This is a genomic window from Kiloniella sp. EL199 (assembly GCF_900313065.1).
In the GTDB taxonomy this organism is placed as follows: domain Bacteria; phylum Pseudomonadota; class Alphaproteobacteria; order Kiloniellales; family Kiloniellaceae; genus Kiloniella.
This window is the reverse complement of the sequence record NZ_OMPU01000011.1, coordinates 143,358-168,905: the sequence shown is the minus strand read 5'-3', so window position 1 is coordinate 168,905 and position 25,548 is coordinate 143,358. Positions and strand designations below refer to the sequence as shown.

Annotated in this window: 29 protein-coding genes and 1 tRNA gene; 15 read left to right on the top strand and 15 right to left on the bottom strand. The window is 45.1% G+C overall.

All coding sequences use genetic code 11. The features are described 5' to 3' along the window. The first annotated feature begins 100 nt into the window (after window positions 1-100). Window positions 101-958, top strand: a complete 858-nt coding sequence (panC, locus tag D9A03_RS14035) for a pantoate--beta-alanine ligase (RefSeq protein ID WP_120497847.1) — start codon at window positions 101-103, stop codon at window positions 956-958. A 26-nt stretch (window positions 959-984) separates the two neighbouring features. On the opposite strand, the gene gpt is transcribed toward panC, so the two are convergent. The 3 genes from gpt to D9A03_RS14020 all read right to left on the bottom strand — a co-directional run bounded on the left by gpt (window position 985) and on the right by D9A03_RS14020 (window position 3,741). Next, window positions 985-1,464 (bottom strand): xanthine phosphoribosyltransferase, encoded by a 480-nt coding sequence (gene gpt, locus D9A03_RS14030; protein WP_120497846.1) that lies wholly within the window; start codon window positions 1,462-1,464, stop codon window positions 985-987. Between the two features lie 107 nt (window positions 1,465-1,571). After that, window positions 1,572-2,327: a TSUP family transporter gene (locus D9A03_RS14025; protein ID WP_162938160.1), complete on the bottom strand. Its 756-nt coding sequence runs from the start codon at window positions 2,325-2,327 to the stop codon at window positions 1,572-1,574. A 250-nt stretch (window positions 2,328-2,577) separates the two neighbouring features. Continuing rightward, a complete protein-coding gene (locus D9A03_RS14020) occupies window positions 2,578-3,741 on the bottom strand; it encodes a hypothetical protein (RefSeq protein WP_120497844.1) in 1,164 nt (387 codons plus the stop codon). Window positions 3,742-4,046: 305 nt separating this feature from the next. On the opposite strand from D9A03_RS14020, the gene D9A03_RS14015 reads away from it, so the two are divergent. After that, window positions 4,047-4,123, top strand: a tRNA-Arg gene (locus D9A03_RS14015). Window positions 4,124-4,165: 42 nt separating this feature from the next. Here D9A03_RS14015 and D9A03_RS14010 read toward each other — a convergent pair. After that, a complete protein-coding gene (locus D9A03_RS14010) occupies window positions 4,166-4,387 on the bottom strand; it encodes a hypothetical protein (RefSeq protein ID WP_162938159.1) in 222 nt (73 codons plus the stop codon). Window positions 4,388-4,571: 184 nt separating this feature from the next. Between D9A03_RS14010 and D9A03_RS14005 the strand changes: the two genes are divergently transcribed. Both D9A03_RS14005 and rfbB read left to right on the top strand, forming a co-directional pair. Beyond that, window positions 4,572-5,018, top strand: a complete 447-nt coding sequence (locus D9A03_RS14005; RefSeq protein ID WP_162938158.1) for a response regulator — start codon at window positions 4,572-4,574, stop codon at window positions 5,016-5,018. Window positions 5,019-5,110: 92 nt separating this feature from the next. Then, a complete protein-coding gene (rfbB, locus tag D9A03_RS14000) occupies window positions 5,111-6,178 on the top strand; it encodes a dTDP-glucose 4,6-dehydratase (RefSeq protein ID WP_120497841.1) in 1,068 nt (355 codons plus the stop codon). 73 nt (window positions 6,179-6,251) lie between these two features. Here rfbB and D9A03_RS13995 read toward each other — a convergent pair whose 3' ends face one another. Beyond that, window positions 6,252-6,650 carry a helix-turn-helix domain-containing protein gene (locus D9A03_RS13995; RefSeq protein ID WP_120497840.1) on the bottom strand — a complete coding sequence of 133 codons (399 nt, stop codon included), beginning with the start codon at window positions 6,648-6,650 and terminating at the stop codon, window positions 6,252-6,254. 470 nt (window positions 6,651-7,120) lie between these two features. Between D9A03_RS13995 and D9A03_RS13990 the strand changes: the two genes are divergently transcribed. Further along, the gene (locus tag D9A03_RS13990; RefSeq protein WP_120497839.1) at window positions 7,121-8,842 is read left to right on the top strand and encodes a bifunctional diguanylate cyclase/phosphodiesterase; all 1,722 of its coding nucleotides are present in this window, start codon (window positions 7,121-7,123) and stop codon (window positions 8,840-8,842) included. A gap of 85 nt (window positions 8,843-8,927) precedes the next feature. Here D9A03_RS13990 and phaR read toward each other — a convergent pair whose 3' ends face one another. Beyond that, window positions 8,928-9,527 (bottom strand): polyhydroxyalkanoate synthesis repressor PhaR, encoded by a 600-nt coding sequence (gene phaR / locus D9A03_RS13985; RefSeq protein ID WP_120497838.1) that lies wholly within the window; start codon window positions 9,525-9,527, stop codon window positions 8,928-8,930. A 226-nt stretch (window positions 9,528-9,753) separates the two neighbouring features. On the opposite strand from phaR, the gene D9A03_RS19785 reads away from it, so the two are divergent. The 5 genes from D9A03_RS19785 to D9A03_RS13965 all read left to right on the top strand — a co-directional run bounded on the left by D9A03_RS19785 (window position 9,754) and on the right by D9A03_RS13965 (window position 14,425). Then, the gene (locus D9A03_RS19785; RefSeq protein ID WP_162938157.1) at window positions 9,754-10,182 is read left to right on the top strand and encodes a hypothetical protein; all 429 of its coding nucleotides are present in this window, start codon (window positions 9,754-9,756) and stop codon (window positions 10,180-10,182) included. Window positions 10,183-10,201: 19 nt separating this feature from the next. Then, on the top strand, window positions 10,202-11,239 hold the full coding sequence (locus D9A03_RS13980) for an alpha/beta fold hydrolase (protein WP_162938156.1): 1,038 nt from the start codon (window positions 10,202-10,204) through the stop codon (window positions 11,237-11,239). A gap of 231 nt (window positions 11,240-11,470) precedes the next feature. Beyond that, window positions 11,471-12,646 carry an acetyl-CoA C-acetyltransferase gene (locus tag D9A03_RS13975; protein ID WP_120497836.1) on the top strand — a complete coding sequence of 392 codons (1,176 nt, stop codon included), beginning with the start codon at window positions 11,471-11,473 and terminating at the stop codon, window positions 12,644-12,646. Window positions 12,647-12,838: 192 nt separating this feature from the next. Continuing rightward, window positions 12,839-13,564 (top strand): acetoacetyl-CoA reductase, encoded by a 726-nt coding sequence (phbB, locus tag D9A03_RS13970; protein WP_120497835.1) that lies wholly within the window; start codon window positions 12,839-12,841, stop codon window positions 13,562-13,564. Between the two features lie 90 nt (window positions 13,565-13,654). Continuing rightward, window positions 13,655-14,425 (top strand): HAD family phosphatase, encoded by a 771-nt coding sequence (locus tag D9A03_RS13965; protein WP_120497834.1) that lies wholly within the window; start codon window positions 13,655-13,657, stop codon window positions 14,423-14,425. Between the two features lie 27 nt (window positions 14,426-14,452). Here the strand turns inward: D9A03_RS13965 and D9A03_RS13960 are convergent, their stop codons facing one another. Genes D9A03_RS13960 through gloB form a run of 3 tightly spaced genes read right to left on the bottom strand, consistent with a single transcriptional unit; the run spans window position 14,453 to window position 16,337 of the window. Beyond that, a complete protein-coding gene (locus D9A03_RS13960; RefSeq protein ID WP_120497833.1) occupies window positions 14,453-14,896 on the bottom strand; it encodes a cupin domain-containing protein in 444 nt (147 codons plus the stop codon). Between the two features lie 5 nt (window positions 14,897-14,901). Next, a complete protein-coding gene (locus tag D9A03_RS13955) occupies window positions 14,902-15,519 on the bottom strand; it encodes a glutathione S-transferase N-terminal domain-containing protein (protein ID WP_120497832.1) in 618 nt (205 codons plus the stop codon). A 53-nt stretch (window positions 15,520-15,572) separates the two neighbouring features. Beyond that, the gene (gene gloB / locus D9A03_RS13950) at window positions 15,573-16,337 is read right to left on the bottom strand and encodes a hydroxyacylglutathione hydrolase (protein WP_120497831.1); all 765 of its coding nucleotides are present in this window, start codon (window positions 16,335-16,337) and stop codon (window positions 15,573-15,575) included. Between the two features lie 185 nt (window positions 16,338-16,522). Between gloB and D9A03_RS13945 the strand changes: the two genes are divergently transcribed. From D9A03_RS13945 to D9A03_RS13930, 4 genes are all read left to right on the top strand, one after another. Beyond that, the gene (locus tag D9A03_RS13945; protein WP_120497830.1) at window positions 16,523-17,299 is read left to right on the top strand and encodes a class I SAM-dependent methyltransferase; all 777 of its coding nucleotides are present in this window, start codon (window positions 16,523-16,525) and stop codon (window positions 17,297-17,299) included. Window positions 17,300-17,518: 219 nt separating this feature from the next. Next, window positions 17,519-18,364, top strand: a complete 846-nt coding sequence (locus D9A03_RS13940) for a chorismate mutase (RefSeq protein ID WP_120497829.1) — start codon at window positions 17,519-17,521, stop codon at window positions 18,362-18,364. A gap of 52 nt (window positions 18,365-18,416) precedes the next feature. Next, window positions 18,417-19,499 carry a histidinol-phosphate transaminase gene (gene hisC, locus D9A03_RS13935; protein WP_120497828.1) on the top strand — a complete coding sequence of 361 codons (1,083 nt, stop codon included), beginning with the start codon at window positions 18,417-18,419 and terminating at the stop codon, window positions 19,497-19,499. Then, a complete protein-coding gene (locus tag D9A03_RS13930; protein ID WP_120497827.1) occupies window positions 19,492-20,424 on the top strand; it encodes a prephenate/arogenate dehydrogenase family protein in 933 nt (310 codons plus the stop codon). Before hisC ends, D9A03_RS13930 begins: the two co-directional genes overlap by 8 nt. A gap of 48 nt (window positions 20,425-20,472) precedes the next feature. Here D9A03_RS13930 and D9A03_RS13925 read toward each other — a convergent pair whose 3' ends face one another. Then, on the bottom strand, window positions 20,473-21,534 hold the full coding sequence (locus tag D9A03_RS13925; protein ID WP_120497826.1) for a DUF2125 domain-containing protein: 1,062 nt from the start codon (window positions 21,532-21,534) through the stop codon (window positions 20,473-20,475). A 124-nt stretch (window positions 21,535-21,658) separates the two neighbouring features. Between D9A03_RS13925 and D9A03_RS13920 the strand changes: the two genes are divergently transcribed. Next, complete coding sequence (locus tag D9A03_RS13920) at window positions 21,659-22,249, top strand: gamma-glutamylcyclotransferase (protein ID WP_120497825.1); 591 nt, start codon at window positions 21,659-21,661, stop codon at window positions 22,247-22,249. 69 nt (window positions 22,250-22,318) lie between these two features. On the opposite strand, the gene D9A03_RS13915 is transcribed toward D9A03_RS13920, so the two are convergent. The 5 genes from D9A03_RS13915 to ftsE form a co-directional block, all read right to left on the bottom strand. Beyond that, window positions 22,319-22,525 (bottom strand): hypothetical protein, encoded by a 207-nt coding sequence (locus tag D9A03_RS13915; RefSeq protein ID WP_120497824.1) that lies wholly within the window; start codon window positions 22,523-22,525, stop codon window positions 22,319-22,321. Continuing rightward, the gene (locus D9A03_RS13910; protein WP_216825489.1) at window positions 22,525-23,175 is read right to left on the bottom strand and encodes a 1-acyl-sn-glycerol-3-phosphate acyltransferase; all 651 of its coding nucleotides are present in this window, start codon (window positions 23,173-23,175) and stop codon (window positions 22,525-22,527) included. Before D9A03_RS13910 ends, D9A03_RS13915 begins: the two co-directional genes overlap by 1 nt. Before the next feature lie 88 nt (window positions 23,176-23,263). After that, window positions 23,264-23,893: a YdcF family protein gene (locus D9A03_RS13905; protein WP_216825488.1), complete on the bottom strand. Its 630-nt coding sequence runs from the start codon at window positions 23,891-23,893 to the stop codon at window positions 23,264-23,266. A gap of 35 nt (window positions 23,894-23,928) precedes the next feature. Beyond that, window positions 23,929-24,819, bottom strand: a complete 891-nt coding sequence (locus D9A03_RS13900; protein ID WP_120497823.1) for an ABC transporter permease — start codon at window positions 24,817-24,819, stop codon at window positions 23,929-23,931. Then, window positions 24,819-25,535 (bottom strand): cell division ATP-binding protein FtsE, encoded by a 717-nt coding sequence (ftsE, locus tag D9A03_RS13895; protein WP_120497822.1) that lies wholly within the window; start codon window positions 25,533-25,535, stop codon window positions 24,819-24,821. The genes D9A03_RS13900 and ftsE overlap by 1 nt, the downstream gene beginning before the upstream one ends. Window positions 25,536-25,548: the final 13 nt, after the last annotated feature.

Here is a 25,548-nt window from a genome sequence, read left to right as displayed (position 1 = left end):
AGCGAAGCTGTTTGTATTGCCGTTGGCGTTTGTTTACAACGGCGCGCAAGTATTTCATTTCAAGATAACACCCTCTTATTAGGGGTTAATGGGAAGAGTAATGCGTATTGTAAAATCCAAACAGGATCTTCGCGCTCTGGTTTCTGGCTGGAAAGCTGATAAACAGGAAATTGGTGTGGTGATGACCATGGGGGCGCTGCATGAGGGCCATCTCGCGCTAGCGGGGGCTGCAAAAGCAGATAATGATCGCGTTATTGTTACGATTTTTATTAATCCCAAACAGTTTGATAACAAGGCAGATCTGGAAACCTATCCTGTGGATACGGACGCAGATTTGCAAAAGCTTGAAGATGCTGGTGTAGACTTGGTTTACTTGCCTCAAGTTAACGAGATTTATCCCAAAGGTTACAGCACAACCGTAGCAGTTGGCACGATGCAGGATTGCCTGTGTGGGGCAACACGCCCAGGCCATATGGATGGTGTTACAACCGTTGTTTCAAAGTTGCTTATTCAGACATCACCAGATCGGGCCTATTTCGGGCAAAAGGACTTTCAACAGTATCTCTTGATCCAGCGTGTTGCCGGTGATCTGGATCTTGATGTTGATGTTATCGGGGTTCCGACGGTGCGCGAAGATGATAACCTTGCCTTGTCTTCCCGAAATCGCAGATTATCAGAAGAACAACGTAATATTGCGCCAACTTTATATAAAGTAGAGAGCGCGATAGCAGATCTGATTCGTCAAGGCGAAGCCGTTGACCACGTTTTGGAATGGGGGCGGAAGATTATTCTGGATAGTGGGTTTGAACGAATCGATTATCTGGAAATCAGATCGGAAGAGGATCTTGAGCTTATAAGTGATGTCACGGACCGGGATGATCTTTTGAGTGGTCGAATTTTTGTTGCTGCATGGCTTGGCAATACCCGGCTGATTGATAACTATCCAATCAGCCGGTAGAGCCGAATAGGTTACGACGTTGAGTTTTAGTCGTATTTACCTTGAACCAACGGTGGAACAGTTTGTAGAGCAAGATCCCAGGGGAAGTAAATCCAGGTATCCTGGCTGACCTCTGTGATGAAGCTGTCCACAATATCCCGGCCAGCAGGTTTAGCGTAGAGTGTTGCGAAGTGAGCATCTGGCATCATCTCACGAACAGCGCGGGCTGTTTTTCCTGTGTCCACTAGATCGTCAACGATCAACCAGCCTTTACTTTCTTTTGGTGAGTCTTTCAGGACTTTCAGCTCACCCTGTTTGTTGTCGCTGGAATAACTGACGATACAAACAGTATCGATAAGGCGAATATCCAGTTCGCGCGCAATAATGGCTGCTGGGACCAATCCGCCACGTGTGACAGCAAGAATTCCTTCAAAAGGTCCTTCATTCATCAGGCGCCATGACAGGGCCTTGGCATCACGGTGTAGTTGTTCCCAGGATACGGGAAAAGTTTTTGGTTGTTCGGTCACGGTTTTCGACTCCAATTTTAAAAGATGCCGGAATAAAGCAGAACTAACGAAAAATCTCAACCTTTAGAAAGGCAAACCTCGTTTCCCTTGATTGCAATGATTTGAAACTAGTGCAGCAAAGGCGCGGCAATGGATGAAAGAGAGCTTATTACTAGGATTGAAAAGGCAATTGCTCGTAATTTTTCCGGTGAAAAGGCATGACCAAGCTTAACGCCTAAATGTGATCCCAGCGCAATCAGGGGTGAAAAAGCAAATCCGTAAAACATAGAGGCGAAGACCTCATCGCCAAGAACATAATACAAGGTGATAAAATTGATAGGCGCAGAAGCGAGAAAGCTTGCAAAAAGGAAACTCCGAATCTGTTGATTTGTCCATTTGTGCGTCATTACCCACAGGACGATCGGGGGGCCTCCTACTGCGATTAAGCCAGCAAAATACCCGCTGGCGCTAAATGCAAGGAAGGTCCAGAAGCAATGCAATTTGTTCCTGGGAACAGGTCGTACGACAATTTGAAGGCCTACAATGAGCAGAATTAAGAAGCCAACCAATTGCTCTATCTGGGCTTTGCCAATTGCTGCGGTTATGTAGCCGAGAGAAAGAATACCTAGCGGCAAAGTGACATACCGGATAAGGGAACCCTTTATCAGGGGCGGATATTTGATGTGCTTTCTGAGTTTACAAACACCAACGACAAGCTGGGTGATACTTGCAGAGAGGAGCAGAGGAACTATTACGCTCAATTCTATACCGAGAAGTGTCAGGAACGTTAAGGCAATCAAGCCAAATGCAAAGCCAACAGCCCCTTGAATAAGGCTGGAAATAAAAAGAATTAAGCCGACAAGCGGAAGAAGTTCCTGAGACAATGGGGAATCCAAGTTGGAAATTAAAAATCAACTATTATGTTTTGGTGATATCGGTCCCTGCTCTGAAGTATTTTGGCTGAAGGGTCAATAGTCTTTAGAGAGAGGGCGGTCTGTTCTTTTCTGATTTATGTATGAGTCTGTAGTCTGTACAAACTTTGTTTGAACAGGAAAATGTTGGGCTGAGCCAGTATCCGGGCATAAAAAAAGCGATATCAAAATGACATCGCTTTTTTGTAATTATCAGGGCTGGTTATCGAAGATAAACGTGAACTTCTGGAACCTGAGCACCCGGATTGCTGGTTGATGAAAGCGACACGTGAGAAGCTGGCAGGCCGAGCTTTGTCAGGGAACGCATAACATCCTCACCGTATTTACGGGATTTGCTTGTTGCCAGAGCGACTTGAGCTGAATTCCCGCGTGCAGGTGCAACTGTAACGAGGTCAAAAGCTGAACTCGGACGACGATCCAAGGCACGACTTACAGCAGTGAAAAGTGCCTGTTCGTAATTCACATTTGGCTGGTCAAAACGAATGATAGCCAAAGGAGGCTGGCGACCCACAAGACCTGCTGGTCCACCCGGTGGAGGGGGAACAGGAAGGCCAAAGGTTCTGCTACCAAGGTTGCCACCGATAAATTCGCCGTTATCAACTGCCACCTGAAGTGCTGTCAGATTTGTACGTTCGGCAGAGAAGTAGTTCTGCGTGCGTGCAATGTCTTCTGTTAGCTCGTTCATAAGGCGATCAAGGATAACAACCGTTTGATTGGCTTCGTCTTCCAGCACAGCAAGCTGTCTATGATCTTCGTCCAAAGCGCCGCGCAGCTCATATGTCGATTTCGCTGAATCCAGAACAAATGCTGCAAGTGCGGATGTTGATCCGGCTTCATTCGAGAGACTATTCAAATTTGTGATGCTTGCACCAACAGCTTCCAGCTCCTGCTGGGCTTTGTTCCAGCCGTTCACCATTTGCGGGTTACCCGGTGTGGTGCCAACCTGTAGACGTGTATTCATTGCGGCAATAATGGAATGATAAGTTCCTGCACTGCTGCGAGCGTTGTTACGCTGTGTCTGCAAGTTATTATTATGATGTATCAAGCGAGCCTGAAGCCTCGAAAGATCACCGCGCAATTCTTCAACTTTTTTACCAACATGTGTTCCTGTTGGTTGCCCCGGCGTAACGCCAGGAGATTCAAAAATGGTTGAACCCAGCAAAGGCAAGCCAGAGATACTATTTGTTATAACTGTATCAGGAACGACAGGTGCCCCTGCAGCAGTCGTCGTTGCTTCTCTCGCAGCTTCTTCTCCGACAATAGAAGGCCACAAGGCTTCTTCGGTAAAAGAACAACCATTTAATAACATCACCGTAGCCAAGGCTGTAACGGTATTACGCAAAACAGAGGATTTAATGGATCCCATTGACAAGTCCGCACTGTTGATTGTGATCAGCCAAACATATCTTCTCTCAAATCTAGTACTATTACTATAATTGATACGGGAAAAACGCCCGAAAAGATACACGAGTTGACCAACCCCCCAAAATACTTAGGCCAGATACTACTTGAAGGGAGTCTCAGGGACAAGAGTTTTCCCACCAAGTAATTGATAGTTAGGCATGAGATTAAAAAAAAATACGAATTTGCGATTTAAGGGTTGCGTCCTCACAGAAGCAGGAGTAAGTTCCGCCTCGTTTTCAGGGGTTTATTCTGGAAGCGCTTTGAAACGCACCCGTAGCTCAATTGGATAGAGCACTTGACTACGAATCAAGAGGTTTCAGGTTCGAGTCCTGACGGGTGCGCCATTTTCCCCTTTATATATCAATCATTTACGGCTCATTAAAAAATCAGCGATTTTGATTTTTAGTGATGTTAGCCACTTTGTTAGCCACTTTATTTGATCCGGGGGCGGCTTTCATCTTGTCCATTGCCCGTTGAGCAAGCAGCTTTTGACGCACGCCTTTGGCGTATAGTTTCACCATTTCATCGGTTTTATGCCCGGTAATGGATTTGGTTTCTTCCGTTGTACAACCTACCTCCAAAAGAAAAATGTTGGTGTTTCTGCGCAACCAGAATTTTTTTATTTGCAGATCATCCGCTGAACCTAATTCAGCTAAAAGTTTTTTTTGAGATTCATATCGTTACTTTTTTTTATGTCTGGCTTCAGGCTATAAGTCTGGCATGACCTTTTAAGGTAGATATTTCTGCTATAGTTTTGTAAATGACGGTTTTAAGGAAGTTTGTGAGGTTAATTTGTCCGCCTACGATCTGTCGAGATTGAATGTAATGGTGATCGACGACAGTGTGCACATGTTGCGCATTGTGAAGACGATTTTCAATGCGATGGGGATTTTTAGCGTTCAATATATCTCTGATGTTGAAGAAGCCCGGAAAGAACTAAGGTTTAAAAAGCCTGATATTATTATCACGGATTGGGAAATGGAACCTGTGAATGGTTTGGAGTTTACCCGTGATATCAGGAAAGAGGGTGGTTTTTTCAGTCGTGTACCCGTTATCCTCTTAACAGGACATACTGAATATGAGCGTGTGATGGAGGCAATCCAGTCTGGCGTTAGTGATGTTTTGGCGAAACCTGTTTCAATTGAAATTCTTCACCGCCGCTTATGCAGAATTGTTGATATTTCATCTATGTCTGTCGTTGATGATTCTGAGGATGAAGACTTTTTGGAAATCGGATGATTCCTTCAACTATTTGTTCGTTTAAGTTTTTGATGTGTATGGTTTTTTGTTTCTTTTGTTTTATAACGCTCCATTTTGATTGAGGGTTCTAAATGAGTGCAGAGCAATATTGGAAAGACAAACGTGTTCTTGTGACCGGTGGCGCTGGATTTATTGGTGCAGAGATCGTTCGGCAGCTAAGTTTTTTTAGTGTCAGAGAAACAGTTGTTCTTGATAAACTGACCTATGCTGCTGATTTAGGACGGTTGGCAAGTTTGGAAGGTTGTTATTCCTTAAAGAAGGTTGCACTTGAAGACAGTAGTGCCGTAAAGGATGCATTCAGAGATTCTCAACCGGATATCGTGATCCATGCGGCGGCAGAAAGCCATGTGGATCGATCAATTGATGGCCCAGGCGACTTTGTACAAAGTAACATCGTCGGAACATTTAACCTGTTGCAGACTGCATTGAGTTTTTGGAGCGAAAAAGAAAAACCTAACCAATTTCGCTTTCTTCATATTTCAACTGATGAGGTTTATGGATCACTTGGGAAGGGCGGTTTTTTTAGTGAAACCAGTTCATATGACCCTCGATCTCCCTATTCTGCTTCCAAAGCGGCGTCGGACCACTTGGCAAAAGCCTGGTGGCATACCTATGGATTGCCAACGATCACAACAAACTGCGGGAATAATTATGGGCCATGGCAATTCCCGGAAAAATTGATTCCTTTGATGGTCGCCAACGCGATTGACGGTAAGACATTACCTCTTTACGGCGAAGGGAATCAGATTCGTGAATGGATACATGTCACTGATCATGTTGAAGCTCTACTTTTAGCGTTGCAAAAAGGTGATGCAGGAGAAACTTATTTAATTGGATCCGGCGAAGAGAAAACAAATCTATCTGTGGTCAATAGCATCTGTGATTGCATGGACCAGATTTATCCAGAACGTTCCCCGTTTTCTGCCTTGATAAAAAATGTCGAAGATCGCCCCGGGCACGATCAGCGCTATGCTCTGGATGCCTCCAAGTTCAAGTCAAAAACGGGGTGGTTTCCTAAAGTGGTTTTCGATCAGGGTTTGGCGAACACTGTTGACTGGTATGTACGAAATCAACCCTGGTGGCGTCAGATTCAGATGGAAACGTATAATCAGGAAAGGTTGGGCATCATCAAGGAATAAAATCGATAGAATCGGTAATGAGTAATAAACCAATGATAGAGTAATCTGTCATTACCGCTTTCTCTTGAGATGCTTAGGCTGCCTCCGGGTCTGATAGTGATTGTTCTGACAGGACTCTGCATAGCATACTCAGAGCATCCTGATGTTTTTCATTTTTAATATTGGTAAAATTCCGGGCTAGATCCAGACACATGCGTTGGCGCTCGCTAACAGTATCTTGATCACTATCCAGCCCCTCGTAAAAAAAACTCACCCCGACGCCTAGGACCTGAGAAATCTCGAACAGGCGCCCCGCAGAGACTCGGTTTATGCCGCGTTCGTATTTATGGGCTTGTTGATAAGTAACCCCGATTAAATCAGCTAGTTGTTGCTGTGTCAGACCCAGCATGGTTCTACGTTCACGTATTTTTTGCCCTACATGGTTCTCAATACGATGCGTGTTAGACAGATTTTTTTTTACACTAGTCACCAAATTTACTCGTATATAGTAGATGTTTTCATTGTTTTTAGTGTGAAATAGACCTTTTAAGAATAGATTTCAATAGATGTTCTGTAAAATATTTGAAAAATAATATTTTTTACTTATTCTGGATGGTGTTAACTTTTTATTAACTAATATTGATGTGCTGATTTGTTTTAACGTCAAGTATGCAGATTCTTAATTGCTTTACTTATTTCATAGGGTGCGTTACATGGTTTTTCATTGACTATATATTGCATGTAATTTTCTAAGAGTTTGTTTCCAAAGAATAAACAAGTTTCCTGCAGCCGGGTTACAAAAAGTCAATATACAAAAGCAACCATTTTTCTTGCGATTAATTCTGAGTCAGATTCAGTATTCGTTAATGACTCAATCGTTATTATTTAACGAAATTTAACGTGAATATCAGTGTCTTTACGGGTATTTATAGTTGTCAATCTTCAGGTAGGAGTAGACAGACCGTGCTCCGGTCCGCTCATGATAATAACATAGATCTTTCTCTTTTGGATCAGATGACAACTGCACTGGAGTCATCTGGCGATGTTGTGTACGAATGGGACCTGGCAACAGATAGCCTGATGTGGTTGGGCAGGGCAGCTTCTCTCTTTGGTCTGGAAGATAATTTTATTCCAGCTACCGGTGAGACCTACCATAACCGTATTAATCCAGAAGATCTCCCCGCCAGAATGCGGAATTTGACGGACCATTTTGCCGGCGAAGCCTATTATGATTGTGAATACCGTGTTCGCGATGGCGCGGGTAATTTCCAATGGGTTCATGACCGTGGCGCTGTCGAGGTTTCAACCACAGGTGCACCGACGCGATTAACCGGAGTGTTGCGCCCTGTAACAGTTAAGAAACAGGCCGAAGCTCGACTTGAATATTTGGCGAGTTATGATGAACTCTCTGGGCATTTTAATAAGTTAAGGCTACGGGAGTCTCTGGATTTCTCCTTGGAACAAGCTCTCCGGTATAGCAATGTCGGTGCTTTCCTGGCTGTCGGTGTTGATCACCTTGGTATGATTAATACAGCCTACGGTTTTGAAGCTGGGGATGCTGTTTTGGTTGAGGTTGGGGAACGGCTGGATAAAAGCGTCCGTGGGGCAGATATCGTTGGCCGCCTGGGTGGGGATCGATTCGGTGTGATTATGAGTGTGGCCTCTCATGAAGAAGCTGATGCAATTGCTGAACGAATCCTGCAGACGGTTCGTGAGACTCCTTTTCAAATCAGTAGTGAACGTATTTATGTGACTGTTTCTGTTGGTTTTGTTGATTTTCCAGAGCAAACGAAGACAAGTTTTGACGCCTTTGCAAAGGCTGAGAGTGCATTGCTGGATGCAAAGTCAAATGGGCGTGACTGTGTCAAGCCGTACCAATTGACAACCGAGCAGTGCGAGAATTATCGAACCAGTATGATTATTGGTGAAGAAGTAAAGCTTGCGTTGAAAGAAGATCGTATTGCTTTGGCCTATCAACCGATTGTGGATTCTGAAAGTCATGAACTCGTTTTGGTTGAAGCTCTTTTGCGCATGTTTGATCGCGATGGCAAAATCGTTCCTGCGGGCAAGTTCATTCCCGTAGTTGAGCAGCTGGGGATGATGCGGGTTATTGATCGCAGAGTGTTAGAACTTGCTCTGGAAGATCTGGCGCGCTTTCCGAACATTACAATGTCTTTGAATATATCTGGCTTAACGGCATCAGATCGTAGTTGGTTAAGGGCGTTATCTTCGCGTGTGAAATCAAGGCCAGATATTGCAAAACGCTTAATTGTCGAGATTACAGAAACGGCGGCACTTCATGATTTGGAAGAGTCGGCGCGCTTTGTTTCGGCGGTTCGACAGTTAGGATGTAAAGTTGCGATTGATGATTTCGGGGCGGGCTATACGACATTCAGGCATCTGAAAACCCTTACCGTCGATATTATCAAAATTGATGGCTCTTTTATCGCTGGAATTCTTGATAATGAAGAAAATCAGATTTTTGTTCGAAATCTTCTCGGCCTGGCAAAGGCGTTGAATCACACAACAATTGCAGAGTTTGTGGAAACAGCGGAAGAAGCTGCGTTTCTCTCTCGCGAAGGGATTGACTTGCTTCAGGGGTTTTATTTCGGAAAACCGGAAATTAATCCTGATTGGCTTGTTGAAAATACAGCTGCGAAGAAACCGATCGTTTTTCCTGGTTAACGACGTCCTGCCGCATTTAAATCAAAGGGCCTCCATGTGGTTTTGGAGGCCCTTTTTTGCTCTGGCTTAGCAGTATTGTTATCCACTATTTCTTTTTGCTCAGGGCATCAAGTTGTTTTTGCAGCTGTTCAACCTGTGTTTTCAAATCGTCGAATCCGCCGTTATCTGTTTGCGGCATTGCTTGCTTTTCTTCTGATTCTTCTGTTTCCGGTTTTGTGTTTTGGAAAGGTGACAGCATGCGCATGGCATTTTCAAACAGAGCCATATTTTGTTTGTTCATTTCATCCAGATTGCCAAAGGGGAAAATGCCGCCAAAGGTTTCCTGCATTGACTGGCGCATTTTGTCCTGATTCTCGGAAAAGCCTTCCATCATGTGTTCCAGATATTTGGGAACAACCCATTGCATGGAATCGCCATAGAGGCTGATTAATTGACGTAAGAAGGAGATTGGCAACAGGTTTTGCCCTTTGGATTCTTCTTCGACAATGATCTGGGTTAAGACTGATCGTGTGATATCATTTCCTGATTTTGCATCATAGACAACAAACTCGATGTTGTCTTTCACCATCTGACACAAATGATCAAGAGTGACGTAACTGCTCGTCGCTGTATTGTACAGACGCCTGTTTGCATATTTTTTTATGACGATTGCGTCGTCAGTATTCCCTGATTTTGAGGTCGCCAAGGTCCTCGCCTCCAATGCTTATTATATACGCCAGTTTCTAATGCTGGCTCATTGCTGTTTGTGCACTGCTTATCAAATATTGCTGCGCTGCGATGGTATCTGTCAATGAATAGGGCGTAAAAGCCTTAAAAAAAGAGAATTTTTTGTCTGTTTTTCTCATTGCTTGTGCGAATATAGCTTTTAGCCAACGCAATACGAGTGTGTATATTATGTGAGAGAGGGCTTCTTGGACAGGGAAAAAGACATTGACCTGCTTGCTGATGAATATTTGGATTTATGGATTAATCATCTTTCCAGATTACAGCTTACGCCGTGGCATCTAGTGGCAGATTTGTCGGCTGATCTCGATTCTGCAATAATTGATCTGTACAGGCAGTGGGAAGCTTTCTACCATAAGGTTTATCATCCAGATGCCAAGGGAGAAATTAATCTCTTCCAATTGATGTTAAAACAAGATTCCGAGCAAGCAGAAGGGGCTGAATCTGGTGGGGATCAATCGCAAAACAAGACCGATTCCGTTGCCTCTGCACATGATGTCAGCGCTGATGACCTTGCAGAGCTCAAAGCTCGGCTTGGGGATCTTGCAAAACAAGTTGCCGAACTCGAAGCTGGTGCCAAAAATTCCGGAAACGATGAGGGCACAAATCTCGAATAAGCTCGCCGGGGTAGATTCCTTGGAGTTTCCCCAGGCGATAGACCGGGCAATTGTACGGCGATTTTCTCTTTATCAAGAGGGGATCAAGAAATATCAGGATGCTGATCATGTAAATACCCGAAATGAAATGCCTGTTGTCTGGTCAAAAGGTTCTGCTTCTCTTGTGGATTATTCGGAAAGAAGGGGGGGATACCCTCTATTTATTATTCCTTCTCTGGTTAATCGCTATTACATTCTGGATTTAATGCAGGAAAACAGCTTCCTCAGGTGGTTAACCAGGGGCGGATGGGCACCGTATGTCATGGACTGGGGACAACCGGGGTTGGCAGAAAGTGATTTCGGACTTGAAAAGTATATTATTCACTACCTGCAGCCAGCTTTGAAAGAAGTTAAAGATCAGTCCAGTCGAAAGCCAATAGTTGTTGGTTATTGTATGGGGGGGACTTTGGCGATAGCTCTGGCTGTTTTGAGTCAGTCTATAATCCGTTCGTTGGTTTTGATTGCCAGCCCCTGGGATTTCCATGAGGGGCAAGACGACAGAGCTATTCAACAGGGTAAGTGGCTTCAATGCATTTTACCTATGGTTCAGGCGATAGGGCATTTGCCCAGTGAAATCTTGCAAGGGTTGTTTGCGTCACTAGACCCGACACTATCTTTGAGAAAGTTTTCAAACTTCAGGTCCCTTGATGAAAAGACCCAGCAGGGAAAAACATTCATAGCTTTGGAAGATTGGTTAAATGATGGTGTGTCTCTTACCCAGAAAGTTGCAGAAGAATGTCTTTCGGGGTGGTATGGAGAGAATCTGACAGAAAAGGGTCTCTGGTCTATTGCTGGCGAAGCTATTACCTTGGATAAAGTGCTATTACCAACTCTGTCTGTTGTATCTGACAATGATCGTATTGTGCCAAAACCTTCGTCGCTTGCTGCGACGAGAGTAATTGTGAATAGCACAGTTATGCGGACTTCTTTGGGGCATATTGGTATGATGGCAAGTCGCGGTGCACAATCAAAATTCTGGACCCCAGCTTCTGACTGGATGAAACAAATAGTTGCATAAAAATGCAATATAATTTCAATATTAATGCGTAAAAGTAAATTTTTATGTCATATTGATGTAATAATCTCTTGATTTTTTATGCGTAGTTTCGTTATGGTTTATATAATAATTTTGCGATGCAGCATGCGCTGCCAGTGAATAGGGTAGTACGAGTTGGTCGCTCTGGCGAACGAATGTCTGGTTTTTTCTGATCATAATTTTGAGATACAGCTTTTCTGAAAGGTATCTGTAATGTCTGGTGTTGTAATTGTTGGGGCTGCAAGAACCCCGGTTGGCGCTTTTGGGGGCGGGCTTTCGACAGTTCCGGCTGCGGAACTTGGAACGGTTGCTATTCGCGAAGCTCTGGCGCGGGCGGGGGTTTCGCCTGAAGATGTTGATGAAGTGATATTGGGGCAGATTCTTACGGCCGGAGACGGACAAAACCCTGCGCGTCAAGCTGCTTTAGGCGCAGGTATCCCACACGAAAAAACTGCCTATCTTATTAATCAGATCTGCGGATCAGGTTTGCGGACTGTGGCTTTGGGTTATCAATCCATTGCTTTAGGCGATGCAGAGATTGTTGTGGCTGGTGGCCAAGAGAATATGAGCTTGGCCCCACATGTTTCCCACATGCGTACTGGTACCAAAATGGGTGATGTCAAACTTGTTGATACCATGATCAAAGATGGATTGTGGTGCGCAATGAATGATTATCACATGGGGAAAACAGCCGAAAATATTGCGACGAAGTTTAATATATCCCGCGAAGATCAAGATGCCTTTGCGGCGGGATCTCAACAAAAAGCTGCGATTGCTCAGGAAGCCGGATATTTCAACGATGAGATTGTTCCCGTTACGGTGAAAACCCGTCGTAGTGAAGTTGTTGTTGCGACCGATGAACATCCAAAACCAGACACAACGGCAGAAGGCTTGGCCAAATTGAGAGCTGCTTTTGACCGTGAAGGTACGGTAACAGCAGGAAATGCGTCTGGTATCAATGATGGCGCTGCTGCTGTTGTGATGATGTCTGAAAGCAAGGCGCAAGCTGATGGTATTAAGCCGCTGGCGAAAATTGTGTCATGGGCGACCGCGGGTGTGGATCCCGCCATTATGGGGACTGGTCCTATTCCGGCCAGTCGTAAGGCATTAGAAAAAGCAGGATGGACAATCGATGACGTCGAGTTGGTTGAAGCTAACGAAGCTTTTGCTGCGCAAGCCATTGCCGTTAACCGAGAACTTGGCTGGAATGAAGATATTGTAAATGTAAATGGTGGCGCGATCGCCTTGGGACACCCCATTGGGGCTTCAGGAGCCCGTGTCTTGGTCACATTGCTTCATGAAATGCAACGCCGTGATGTTAAAAAAGGGCTTGCAACCCTTTGTATTGGTGGTGGGCAGGGAATTGCTCTTTGTGTCGAGCGCGATTAAGGAAATCAGGGAGATTGTCGATGAAACAAAAACAAAAATATCATCGGCAGCAACTCTTTGTGAATGGGCTGCCTTTGTTTTCAAGGTGGCCCTTTTTTGTAGATAACTCTCGGTCTTATTCAAAAATCGTGGGTTAAGTTACAGAAATTTGGGGCTATGGCCCTGAGGCAGCAAATAACGAAGGGAAATAAAATGTCTCGTGTTGCTCTTGTGACCGGAGGTACCAGAGGAATTGGTGCGGCCATTTCAATTGCCTTGAAAGAGGCGGGGTATAGTGTTGCAGCCAGTTATGCTGGAAATGATGAAGCTGCGCAGAAGTTCCGCGATGAAAATAAAATCGCGGTATTTAAATGGGATGTTGGCGATTTTGACGCCTGTCAGGAAGGTATCGCCCAGGTAGAGAAAGAGTTGGGTGCAATAGATGTTCTCGTGAATAATGCGGGTATTACACGGGATACGACTTTGCATAAAATGGATCAGGCCAAATGGCAGGCTGTGATGGATACCAATCTTAATTCTCTGTTCAATATGACGCGGGGCGTTATTGATGGCATGCGTGAACGCAAATATGGACGGGTGATCAGTATTTCATCAATCAATGGCCAAAAGGGACAATTTGGTCAGGCGAATTATGCTGCGGCGAAAGCTGGCGTGATTGGATTTACCAAATCTGTTGCCCAAGAGAATGCGAGTAAAGGGATCACGGCAAATGTTGTGGCGCCGGGATATATTGGTACAGAAATGGTGCGCGCCGTTCCCGAAGAAATTCTCAATAGCAAGATAATCTCTCAGATACCTGTCGGGCGTTTGGGTGAGCCGGAAGAAGTGGCTGATTGTGTTGTGTTTCTGGCATCAGAAAAATCTGGTTTTGTGACGGGTTCAACCCTTAGCGTGAATGGTGGTCAGTATATGGATTAAGTATGATATCCATAGATTAGAGATTATGGAAGCTAGGGTATTTGGCTTGTGATTTAAACACCGTTGTCTCGGCAGAAGATTGAGACAACGGTGTTCTTTGTATCTGTCTTGATTGTGCCGCAAACCACAGGTAGTTCTCTGGAATATCAGAGTGTTATTGAAAGCGATAAGAAGTCTATGACGATTTTTCCCGAGCTGGTCATTTTTGATTGTGATGGTGTGCTTGTTGATAGCGAAGCACTGGCGGCTCGAATTGTGTCTCAGACGCTGGCGGCATACAATATTATGTTAAATCCGCAAGATGTTGCCAATCAGTTTGCAGGGTATACCGATGATGCCATAAGGGACCATTTTAATAAGATTTCTGAAACAAAAGTGCCGGAAGATTTTGCGCAAATTGTCGAGCGTAACACAATTGATCAAATGGCTGGAGCACTGGAAACGCTGCCCTTTATCAAAGAAACACTTTCAACATTTGAATATCCCTTTTGTGTGGCTTCGAACAGCCGAACGGATCGCTTGGACAGTGCCCTTGATACAACAGGATTAGGGATATTTTTCCCCAAAGAGAGACGTTTCAGCTCTTCAATGGTGCAATACCCCAAGCCAGCACCCGATTTACATCTGATGGCCTGTGAAATGATGAAGGTGAAACCTGAACAGGCTCTTATTATCGAAGATACTGTGGCTGGAGCTACTGGAGCCAAGAACGCAGGCATTGCTGTTCTTGGCTTTGTTGGCGCAGAACACATTACAGACAAAAAGGCGCAGGGGCGGAAGTTGATGGAAGCTGGCGCCTATGCTGTTTTTGATGATATGCGCCAACTCTCAATGATGTTAAAGGACTATGCTGTAGCATAATATGTTTTTGGATGGATTAGATCCGAGTTATTTTCCCGGTGCCCAACCGGGTGCAGCCAGTTCGAAGCCATCAAATTCAAACGCGGGCGCAACAGTACACCCGACAAGAACCCACCCCTGCTCTGCGCTTGCCGCTTGCCAGTGATCTTTGGGAATGACGTGTTGTGGTGTTTGCCCTGCAATAACGTCGGGTCCTAAAGTGACAACGGTTTGTTTTTCTTCGTTATGAAATTTCCCATTGTGAGATCTCAGGGTAAGGGGGCTACCTGCGTACCAGTGCCACATCTCTACCGCATCTACTTTGTGCCAATGAGAGCCCTGTCCCTTTTCCAGCAAAAAGAAAATTGCAGTCTGGTCGCCTCTGCTACCATCGGATGGCTGGTGGCGATAGGTCTCTTTGTACCAACCGCCTTCCGGATGGGGTTGAAGGTCGAGATGTTTGACTATCTCTTGTGCTGAATAGTTTTTCATAATCTTTATGAACCTGCGGGTGGGGATGTTTTTACAAAGGAAGATCGTTCTGAAACACCTTTAAACCAACTGGAAAGGTTCGGGCGGTTTGTACGCCAGTCTTCATCTGCATATCGGAAGTCCAGATAAGCGAGGGCACAGGCAAGGCTGATTTCTGCGAGGCCAAAATCGTTCCCGAGAGTTTTATCTGTTACGGCTTGCTCAAACACATCCAATGTTGTGTCTATTTTGAATTTTTGGGCTTCGTGTACAGACTCTAGTTGATGTTCACTTGGGCGTTGACGGCGCTCCATTGTTCTTATGAGGCTGGCGTCCATAATACCATCTGCAAGGGCATGAAAGTTGAGGCTCTTCCAGCGGTCTTCTCCTGATACAGGAACAAGTGCAGGTGACTGGTTCAGGCTTTCCAGATACTCACAGATCAGCGGTGAATCGCATAAGATTGTTCCTTCGTGGGTTTCAAGCGCGGGAACTTTTCCCAGTGGATTTTTCTGCCAAATTTCTGATTCAGTCGTAAAGGTTCCCATTGGGACAAGATTGATTTCATTTTCTATTCCTTTTTCCATGGCAAGCATCAGCACCTTGCGGACGTATGGGGAGGTAGGGGAAAAACATAAATACATTGATGGCTCCGGTAATTAGGTGTGTTACGAATAATATTTTTTAGATGAGGGTTTTAAAAGTTGTCTTTGCGTTTGCGGATTTCCTTGAACACATCTGCATCTGTCGCTGAGATCAGGTTCAGCCTTTTTCTAATTTCGATATCGTGAGGTCTAAGGAAGGGGTTGGTTTTAAATTCTTCGCTTAACAGGCTTGGTACTGTTGGTTGATTATTTTTCCGTAGACTCCTAATCTTTTCAACTCTGTTTTTCAGGTCTGGATTATCAGGCTCAATTGTCAGGGAAAATTCTGCATTTGAAAGAGTGTATTCGTGCGCTGAATAGACAAGCGTCTTTTCTGGAAGAGCGAGATATTGCTGAAGAGATTGCCACATCATTTCCGGAGTACCTTCGAACAAGCGCCCGCATCCCAACGAGAAAAGACTATCACCGGGAAACAGGATGTTGTCGTCCTCAAACCAATAGGCAATGTGTCCCAGAGTATGACCAGGTACATAGAAAACCTTGGCTGTTCTTGACCCGAACAAGATGTTGTCCCCACCATCTACAACAATATCCATCCCATCAATACGGTGCTGATCCTTCTTGGGGCCAGTTACCTTTGCGCCGGTACTTTGTTTTATGTCTGCCAAGCCATCGATATGGTCATAATGATGGTGTGTTAGAATTATATCGGTGATCTGCCAGCCCAGTTTATCAGCTTTTTCAAGGATCGGGTCTGAAACACCGGGGTCAATGACAGCGACGGCACCTGTTTGAGTATCTCTGATGAGATAGCTATAATTATCGCTGAGTATGGGGATTTGTTTGACATCGAGCATGATCTGTTTTTCCCAGTTGATGGCTTGTCGTCGTACACAGGCTAGAAGTGTTTTTTGCTTTTCATTTGTTAAGGTGATCTTAGCGACCTATGTTTTAAAGATCGACCATCGTTTTTATTTTTGGTTATGATCTCTGTCGTTGGGTTTGGGCGACACAAAGTACCGAATGAGAAGCAGGGAAAACAATGTGGACTGACGTTGTTGATCTTCAGGGGTTTTACGGCACCCGTTTGGGGGAAACGGCCGCGCACGTCATCCGTGGTAACATTCGCGAGCATTGGAAAAATCTAAAAGGCAAATCTGTTCTGGGCCTTGGTTACACGACACCTTATCTAACACAATTTGAAGATGAAGCGGATCGTGTACTGGCTTTTATGCCTGCATTGCAAGGTGTTTGCCACTGGCCTCGCGGAGGGCCCGGCAAAACATCCCTGGTCGACGAAACAAAGTTACCTTTACCAGATTATTCTATTGATAGAGTTTTGCTTGTCCACGGCCTGGAAAGCAGTGAATACCTGAGAGATATGCTGAGAGAAATATGGCGGGTTTTGACAAGCGATGGCCGATTACTGATTGTTGCGCCCAACAGACGAGGCATCTGGGCACGTGTGGATAAAACGCCATTCGGCTGGGGGCATCCTTTTAGTCGATCTCAAATATCACAGCTTTTGCATGATACGCTATTTGTGCCAATGCGCACCAATCGTTCACTTTATGTACCACCAAGCCAACGTTTGACATTTTTGCAATCAGCATCAGCGTGGGAAAGAATGGGAAAAAAATTCTTCCCTACTTTTGCAGGGGTTTTGACCGTTGAAGCTGGAAAGCAGTTATATGTTCCGGGGACACCAAAGAAGGTTCAGAGTATTCGCCAGCCAGGTTTGGTGAGTGCTCCTCAGGCTTTTCAAAATACATCGAGTGCCCAACGTAGGTCGAAATCATTAAAAGTTTCCCGATCCTAATAGTGATCTTTGATCTGTTTGTCATAATAGGGGACCACTGTTTCGATATCGGCTGGCAAATCAATAACCCCAGTTCTTTGAAGCTTCTTGCAGTCAGTTGAGCGTTTGGGGGTAATTTGATGTGAAACTGACCCAAATACCTGAATCTTTCCTTTTACTTTTTAACTCTGCTATGTCTATCTCTTCTCTGGAACCGAGAATCACAGGCCTTTAAAAACTATGTCTGAACAAGATAAACTTTCTTCTTTGCGAAGCCAGATTGATAAAATTGATAACCAGCTTCATGATCTTCTTATGACGCGGGCAGAAGTTATCCAGTCGATCGTTAAGGAAAAGGGGAAATCTTCTACAAGCCTTAATGCCGGAAGGGAAGCGGAGGTTTTGCGCTGTCTTGTTAGGCGGCATGATGGCATCCTTCCTAAATCAGCTATCGTCCGTCTTTGGCGAGAGATTTTTGCAAGTACATTACAGTTGGAAAGCAAATTTTCAGTTTCTGTACATGTCCCGGAGGGCGATAATACTTATTACGATCTGTCTCGGGAACACTTTGGTATGGAGACGCCGATTTCCAGTCGACAGACAGTGATGAGTGTCCTTCGTGAGGTTACAGATGAAGCCTCAACTGTTGGTATTCTTCCTTTGCCACAGGCTGGAGAAGGCAACCCCTGGTGGCTTTCTCTTGCACAGGGGGAAAGTGCGACAAATGCCAGAATTATTGCACGTTTACCTTTTTATCAAGCATCTGGCATGGATGGGCCAGAAGCCGTTGTTGTTGGATTGGGCGCACCGGAAAAAACAGGTTATGATCGCAGTTATATCGTGGTTGAATCTGCTGAGCCTTTGTCCCGTTCAACTCTGACACGTCTATTGGAAAAGTCAGATTTGAAACCCGTGAATATTCAGATTCATACGCCTGATCCATCAGTTTGTTTACAACTGATTGAGGTGGATGACTATGTGGCCCCAGGTGATGAGCGCCTGGCCAAACTAGCCGAATTGTCTGATCAAAGGATTACCCATGCCTGGACAATTGGTGGTTATGCCGTTCCATTAATGGGCGCATAACTTCATCGGCACGTTGCCGATAACTATTCAGTAAAATAAGAGAGTTTTTACAATGGCTTTAAAACCGCAACCCGGAATTATGGATGTATCCCCTTATGTTGGTGGAGAATCTAAAGTTGAAGGTGTCGATCGGATTTGCCGCTTGGCTTCGAATGAAAACCCACTTGGTGCTTCAGACGCGGCTAAAAAAGCTTATCTGGCGATTGCAGAAGACCTTCATCGATATCCGGACGGCGGCTCTTATTTACTGAGAACAGGAATAGCAGAAGCAGAAAATCTGGATGCAGACAGGATTGTATGTGGTGCTGGCTCTGACGAACTATTGGGGCTTTTGATTAATGCATATGTTGGTGTTGAGGATGAAGTCGTTTATAACGAGCACGGCTTCCTAATGTATCCGATTGGAACCAAAATTGCCGGAGGCATACCCGTGAAAGCACGGGAAAAAGATCTGCGTATTGAAATTGATGCCATGTTGGCAGCTGTCACTGATAAAACGCGAATTATGTTCTTGGCGAACCCGAACAATCCTACAGGAAGCTATGTCACTGAAACAGAACTGCGAAGGCTGCGTGCTGAGCTACGGGATGATGTGTTGCTGGTTATTGATGCGGCGTATTGTGAGTATGTTGATAACGCCGATTATATCAGTGGTGCGACCTTGGTTGAAGAGAATGATAATGTGGTAATGACACGCACTTTCTCTAAAATACATGGCCTTGCTTCACTTCGTCTGGGATGGGCCTATTGTTCAGCTGAAGTTACTGATGTTCTCAATCGTGTGCGTGGACCTTTTAATGTTAGTTTAGCTGCTCAATCTGCGGGGGCCGCGGCGATCAAGGATAAAGAGCACATTACCCGATCAAAAGAGCTGAATAATCGTTTGCTTAACTGGTTCCGCCAACAGGTGTCTGAGCTCGGTCTAGGTACGCATGACTCTGTTGGTAACTTTGTTCTTGTGAACTTTGGTTCTGGCGAACGTGCAGCAGAAGCTCTGGCATTCCTGAAAAACAAAGGTGTTCTGGTACGTGGTATGTCGGCCTATGGATTGGCAGAACATATACGCATTTCAATCGGAACCGAAGATGAGATGAGGGTGGTGGTCGATAGTCTTGCCGCATTTATCAATGACTGAAAAAAAAGATCCACTTTTTAATAAGATCGCTTTGGTTGGTATTGGGCTGATTGGCTCTTCTCTGGCCCGGGCAACCCGTAAAAATGGCTTGGCAAAAGAAATAGTTGCCTGTGCTCGCAGTCAGAGTACGCGCGATAAAGCTATGCGATTGGGGTTGGTTGATGCTGTTTATGAAACATCGGCTGAAGCTGTGGTCGATGCTGATCTGGTTATTCTTTGTACACCTGTAAGTACTTATGATGACTTGGCGTGTGCAATGGCTCCGTCTTTGAAGGTAGGCGCTATTGTCACAGATGTTGGCTCGGTCAAAGAGTCTGTTATTCGTGATGTCGGACCACATTTGCCAGATGGCGTGCACTTCGTTCCAGGGCACCCCATTGCTGGTACAGAACATTCCGGCCCGGAAGCTGGCTTTGCAGAGTTGTTTGAAGGGCGCTGGTGTATCTTAACGCCTGTTCCCGGAACGAATAGCAAAGCGTTAGATCAGATTACTGACTATTGGACTGCGATGGGGAGTATGGTCGAAATCATGACAGCTCATCATCATGATAAAGTTCTGGCGATTACATCTCATTTACCACACTTGATTGCCTACACAATTGTCGGAACGGCAACTGATCTGGAAGAAACGCAGCAAGCTGATGTTGTGAAGTTCTCTGCGGGGGGCTTTCGTGATTTTACACGAATTGCCGCCTCTGATCCTATTATGTGGCGCGATGTCTTCTTGAACAATCGCGAGGCCGTTCTGGAGATGCTGCAAAGATTTTCCGAAGACCTCTCGGTGTTGCAAAGAGCAGTGAGGTGGGGTGAAGGCGATGTTCTGGAAGATCGCTTTCGGAAGACCCGTGATATTCGGCGGGGGATTGTTGATGCCCATCAGGCGGGTACCTTTGATGCACGAGAGCCTGATAGTGTTCAGGATTGATAATCAAAAAGCTCGCTTCTATTGAAGTGAGCTTTTTTGTTAAGGCTTTTATTGGGCAATAGGAGGAAGCCGAAGCAAGGTGACAGGGCCAATAGATAGCCAGCCGTCTTTCATGATAAGTGGTACGTTTATTTCATGGCGTCCGCGCTCATTTGTTTTTCCCAATGCTGCCAGCGATAGCTTTATTCCAAAGCTTTGCCCCTTATTGATGAGGCCGGTTTTTTCCAGTTTTTTGACAACTGCGCCCGCCCCTTCAATTCTGCTATCAAGATTACCTGAAGGTCTGAGTAAATTATCTATGGTTATTTTCCCTCTGGCATCCATCAGCAGAGGCCCCCAGCGCAAACTCATATCGTGCAGGGATAGAAAACCACCCGTATCCCGCCATATATGAAGGGCTTTTTTCAGCTTGGCTTTTGGAACTGCGCCATAAAGTGTGCCATCAAGATTCAACTGAGTAATGGGACCCTCTAGAGGTGTTTTGTCCAACTCAGGATGATTTATATCCTGCGCTTTAATTAGGATATTGAATTCTTGAAGCGGGTTTACTGTTGACGCTGGCTTCAGAGGACCCAGTGTTGTGTCCAATGTTGTGATGGTGAGAGGATGATGGCTTTCACGGATCACGACGAGCTTATCTGCCTGAAGGCGAGCGTTGAGTAGTTCTCCTTCGAGAGTTAGCTGTACTGTCGATTTTGCCTGATCGCTTTTGATCGTTATAGCGGGATGATTGTTTGGAAGGCCGTCAATGATATGTTCTTCGCTAAGATCTACTTCCATACTCAGGGGCGACCAAGGTGTGGCTTCTGCTTTCAGGCGCGATGTTTGCCAATACCATCCTTCGGGGGATTTTATTCTTGGTTCTTCCAATTCCGCCCGAACCAAAAAAGGAAAACCGCTTGTGGATAGGGGGCCATGAGAAATTTCGAAGCCTCGTGATTGTTGCTTTTCACTCCACCTGTTCAGGCTTGTTTCCATTTGGTTTGCTGCCCAGAACCAAAAGGCAACAGAAAAACAGACGAAGAGTATGCATAATACAAGACCAGATATGATCAGCTTCTTTGCAATAGGTGATGACTGACGGGGGGGGGTGTCAGTATCTACAGTCATTCTATGTCGACCCTTGGTTTCTGTGAGACTAAATTATTTTAATTGAGGGCGTCGCTTTTCGTTTTGCAAAGCAATCGTTACACTCATCTTTCTTTAGCCATAGACGATTCGGAGAAACAGAGCAATGTCGACCCCTGAATTAAGGGCCTTTTATGATTCGAAATTACCGCTCGAAGAGGGTCAGGATTTTTGGGTATTTGGCTATGGCTCTTTAATGTGGAATCCTGGCTTTCCACATATCGAAGTTCAACCCGCTGTGCTAGATGGCTTTCATCGGCATTTCTGTATTTATTCGTTCTTTTACCGGGGAACCCCTGAATGCCCAGGACTTGTTCTTGGGTTGGATAGAGGCGGTTCTTGTGTTGGTATGGCCTATAAAGTTCCTGCTGCCGAACGGGCCGTTGTGATGGACTATCTCTTTGAGCGCGAGATGATTTCAGGGGTGTATCATCCGGGGTGGTATGAGGTTGCTTTGAAGTCTGGTAAGAAGGTAACAGCTGCGACTTTCGTGGCAGATATAGAGCATGACCAATATGCCGGTCGCTTAAACAACCAGGAACTGATTTCGCATATATTACAAGGTGTTGGAAGTAATGGTCGATGCGTTGAATATCTTGAAAATACCGTGTCCCATCTTGAAGCACTGAGTATCGATGATCCGGGGCTTGAAGATCTTTTGAAAAAAGTGATTGAGGCACAAAAACACATTCCGTGATTTCAAGAAAATCTCAATCCCCAAAAAATACCAAAGAAAAGTAGGTATAGATATGGTTCTATGGCCGATCTATTTATTGGGAATACTTTGCGTTATATATTGGATCAGTGCATCAAAATCGGTCAGAAGCCAGAAGAGACCTATAACAATAATGCCGCCTAAGGGCATTATGTACCAAGGGTGATTAAAGGGAACATTCTCACCACAGGCATAACAGATATCTTCGTCGATGCCGATTTCCGTTGAACACTTTGGACATTTCCGTGGCTTTGCCATTACGCCTCTTTTCTCTGCTCGGCTTCATCCATAAGACGATTACTGGCGTCTTCGATGGTGTCCTGCATTGTTTTCATGAAGATTTTTTTGTTTAAGCCTGCGGGGATGACAGGAAGGTATTCAAGTACAATGTTACCTGGTTTTTTCACAAAAGCGTCTTTGCCCCAGAACAGGCCAGAGTTTACAGCAGCAGGGCAGACGGGAACATTTAAACCGCTATAGAGAGCAATAATTCCGGTCTGGTAGTTTGGCTCCTGATGTGGGGTGGCGCGTGTGCCTTCCGGGAAAATCACTACAGGGCGTCCATTGTCCAATGGCTCTTTTACTTCCTTAATCATTTGGCGAAGAGCTTTTATGCCTGCTTTGCGGTTAATGGCAACAACGCCGCCCTTCCATAGATACCATCCAAAAAAAGGTATTATCAGGAGTTCTCTTTTTAGAATGAAACAGGGGTTGTCCAGAAAAGCCATCAGAGCGATTGTTTCCCATGCTGACTGGTGTTTACTGACCAGTAAGAAGCCACCTTCTTTTGGGATATTCTCTTGACCACGGATTTCATAAGTGGTGCCACAAATAACCTTGAGAAGCCAGAAGGTCACAAGCGCCCAGTAGTGACCAGCTTGCAACATAAAGCGTTGAGGAAATAACATCAATAGAAGGCATGGAGTGAAGAAAATGGCACACCAGATTAGAAAGCAAATATTGAACGTAAGGGATCTTAGAAAAATCATAGGGTCTTTATCCAATCAATATTGCCTGTATGCCTTCTAGCCAGATCCGGACATGAGCCATTAGAAATTTAACATATTCCGATAAAATCAGTGTCATGCTGCCGGGCCAGAGCCACCAGTCTTTCTGTTTAACGTGTTGTGGAAAGACAGGATGAGGCAGAATTTTTATCTCTGGCATCGCATTTCTGAATTCCAGAAGACTTCTTGGCATATGGTAGGCCGCTGTGACAAGTCGTAATGAGGTATAACCTTCTTCTTCTATCCAGTTTTGACTTTCAAGTGCATTGCCCCGTGTGTCGTCAGCCTGATAACCCAGTTTGACGCAACACTCTAAATTTTTCGGAGAACGTTGTGAGAGCCTTAGAAGTTCTTGTACCTCTACACCTTTATAAACGCCTGAGATGAAAAGTTTTTTCGCTGATCCCAACTCTAGCAAATCAAGGCCGGTGTTTATTCTGTCACTGCCCCCTGTCAACACGACGATAACATCAGCGCCTTCAGTGCTGTTTGTAACATCTTCTGGCAAGTTGGTTGCAAACCAGAAAAAACCGAGCACCCATGATAATAAGGCTGCGACGGTGGTGAAGGATCCGAGCTTTAAAAGAATGTATCTTTTGCGAATAGGTTTATGGAACAACGATCAATTTTCCCAGTTCTTCATGGTATTGTTCGTCATGGCATCAGTGCCAAGCTTCTCAAAACGGTTAACCTTGCGGTCATCATGGCAATTAAAGAAGCAGATAATGGCATTAATAAGAGCAAACCCCATTCGCCAGAAGTGAATGTGAGCGTCGGAAGGATAGCGCTGTTCGCTTGTCCTAACAAAGAACTGAAGCTGGCAACCGTGATTCCGGCGAGAAGTAATCCAGCGAAGCCTCCGACAATGCTAAGTTTTAGGGCATGGAATTGAAAACGCGAAGCGATGTATGAATCGTGTGCGCCCATATGGTGAAAAAGCTCTACGACCTGTCGATGGATCGCAAGACCCATACGTGTGACCAGAATAACCATTAAAGCGGCGGCTCCGCCAACTAGTATCACAACAAGCAGGGCGATGATTTGAATTATTTTCGTTAGGCCCAACAGATTGCCAAGCCATCGTTGATGGTCATCGACACTGGCATTGGGAATATCTTGCGCAAGAAGGGATTTTATTTCGTCGATTGTTTGGGCGCTGGAGCTATCAAGTTCTATTGATATCAGGTAAGGAATAGGTAAATCATGAAGCAATATATCCTTACCCAACCAAGGTTCCATAAGTTTGTTTAACTCGGTGTCATTCAGTTGCTCAACCTGAGAGATATTATCCAGACTTTCGGTCTTGGAAATAAAGGCTTTGAGTTGTTTCTCTATGACAATTCGTTTTTCTGTCGAAGGCTCTGCCGGGATTTGTATGGTCAAACTACTTGAGAGCCCTTGATCCCAGCGGTTGGCTAATTTGTTCATTGTGATTGCAATAACCAATGACATTGTTGCCAGATAGACCATCATGGCGATCAACCAGGGTAAAAATCTGCTGGATGCATCTCTGTCGAGTGGGACATCGTTCTTGTTCCCAAACATTATACACTCCCTGCTGTTGATGCCGCAGGAGAATTTTGCTCACTTCTAATCAGTCTCACTTCGCCATTTACGATTTTAAAAACGGGATGATTAAAACGGTTTACAAGTCCTTCGTTGTGAGAGGCAACGACAATGGTCGTGCCGCGTTTATTGAGTTCTTCAAACAAAAACAGCAGTCGTTCTGCAATTTTATCGTCCAGGTTTCCTGTGGGTTCATCTGCTAAAAGAAGGCTGGGGCGTGCGATGACTGCGCGAGCAATCGCGACACGTTGCTGTTGCCCGCCAGACAGCGTAGGTGGTTTTGCATCCAGATAATCAGCCAAGCCGACCCAAGAGAGGAGTTCACTGACATTTCGCCTGACTTTATCAAGAGATTGCCCGGTAATCGTGAGAGGTAGAGCAACATTTTCCAATGCGGTCAGATGATCAAGAAGTCGAAAGTCTTGAAAGATAATGCCAATCCGCCGCCTTAGCATCGTCAGTTCTTTACGATCTTGTTGGGACACATCCCGCCCGAAAATACTCAAACGACCAGATGACGGGCGATGGGCTAAATACATGAGACGCAACAAGGATGATTTCCCTGCACCACTTGGTCCGACCATAAAATGGAATGACCCCGGTGCAAGAGTTAAGTTGACCTGATGCAGGACATCGGGGCCAGAGCCATAACGCAGATGAACATCTTGAAAACGGACCAAAAGTTTGAAATCCATAGTGGTGAATGAC

What these genes read in the sequence shown, in the direction of transcription:
- phbB (WP_120497835.1), top strand. Translation starts at nt 12,839, where the DNA reads ATGTCTCGTGTTGCTCTTGTGACCGGAGGTACCAGAGGAATTGGTGCG.
- D9A03_RS13900 (WP_120497823.1), bottom strand. Translation starts at nt 24,819, where the DNA reads ATGTTTGGGAACAAGAACGATGTCCCACTCGACAGAGATGCATCCAGC.
- D9A03_RS13945 (WP_120497830.1), top strand. Translation starts at nt 16,523, where the DNA reads ATGTGGACTGACGTTGTTGATCTTCAGGGGTTTTACGGCACCCGTTTG.
- D9A03_RS13920 (WP_120497825.1), top strand. Translation starts at nt 21,659, where the DNA reads ATGTCGACCCCTGAATTAAGGGCCTTTTATGATTCGAAATTACCGCTC.
- D9A03_RS14020 (WP_120497844.1), bottom strand. Translation starts at nt 3,741, where the DNA reads ATGGGATCCATTAAATCCTCTGTTTTGCGTAATACCGTTACAGCCTTG.
- D9A03_RS13925 (WP_120497826.1), bottom strand. Translation starts at nt 21,534, where the DNA reads ATGACTGTAGATACTGACACCCCCCCCCGTCAGTCATCACCTATTGCA.
- D9A03_RS13930 (WP_120497827.1), top strand. Translation starts at nt 19,492, where the DNA reads ATGACTGAAAAAAAAGATCCACTTTTTAATAAGATCGCTTTGGTTGGT.
- hisC (WP_120497828.1), top strand. Translation starts at nt 18,417, where the DNA reads ATGGCTTTAAAACCGCAACCCGGAATTATGGATGTATCCCCTTATGTT.
- D9A03_RS13960 (WP_120497833.1), bottom strand. Translation starts at nt 14,896, where the DNA reads ATGAAAAACTATTCAGCACAAGAGATAGTCAAACATCTCGACCTTCAA.
- D9A03_RS13975 (WP_120497836.1), top strand. Translation starts at nt 11,471, where the DNA reads ATGTCTGGTGTTGTAATTGTTGGGGCTGCAAGAACCCCGGTTGGCGCT.
- ftsE (WP_120497822.1), bottom strand. Translation starts at nt 25,535, where the DNA reads ATGGATTTCAAACTTTTGGTCCGTTTTCAAGATGTTCATCTGCGTTAT.
- rfbB (WP_120497841.1), top strand. Translation starts at nt 5,111, where the DNA reads ATGAGTGCAGAGCAATATTGGAAAGACAAACGTGTTCTTGTGACCGGT.
- D9A03_RS13910 (WP_216825489.1), bottom strand. Translation starts at nt 23,175, where the DNA reads ATGTTATTTCCTCAACGCTTTATGTTGCAAGCTGGTCACTACTGGGCG.
- gloB (WP_120497831.1), bottom strand. Translation starts at nt 16,337, where the DNA reads ATGCTCGATGTCAAACAAATCCCCATACTCAGCGATAATTATAGCTAT.
- D9A03_RS13940 (WP_120497829.1), top strand. Translation starts at nt 17,519, where the DNA reads ATGTCTGAACAAGATAAACTTTCTTCTTTGCGAAGCCAGATTGATAAA.
- D9A03_RS13915 (WP_120497824.1), bottom strand. Translation starts at nt 22,525, where the DNA reads ATGGCAAAGCCACGGAAATGTCCAAAGTGTTCAACGGAAATCGGCATC.
- panC (WP_120497847.1), top strand. Translation starts at nt 101, where the DNA reads ATGCGTATTGTAAAATCCAAACAGGATCTTCGCGCTCTGGTTTCTGGC.
- D9A03_RS13955 (WP_120497832.1), bottom strand. Translation starts at nt 15,519, where the DNA reads ATGTATTTATGTTTTTCCCCTACCTCCCCATACGTCCGCAAGGTGCTG.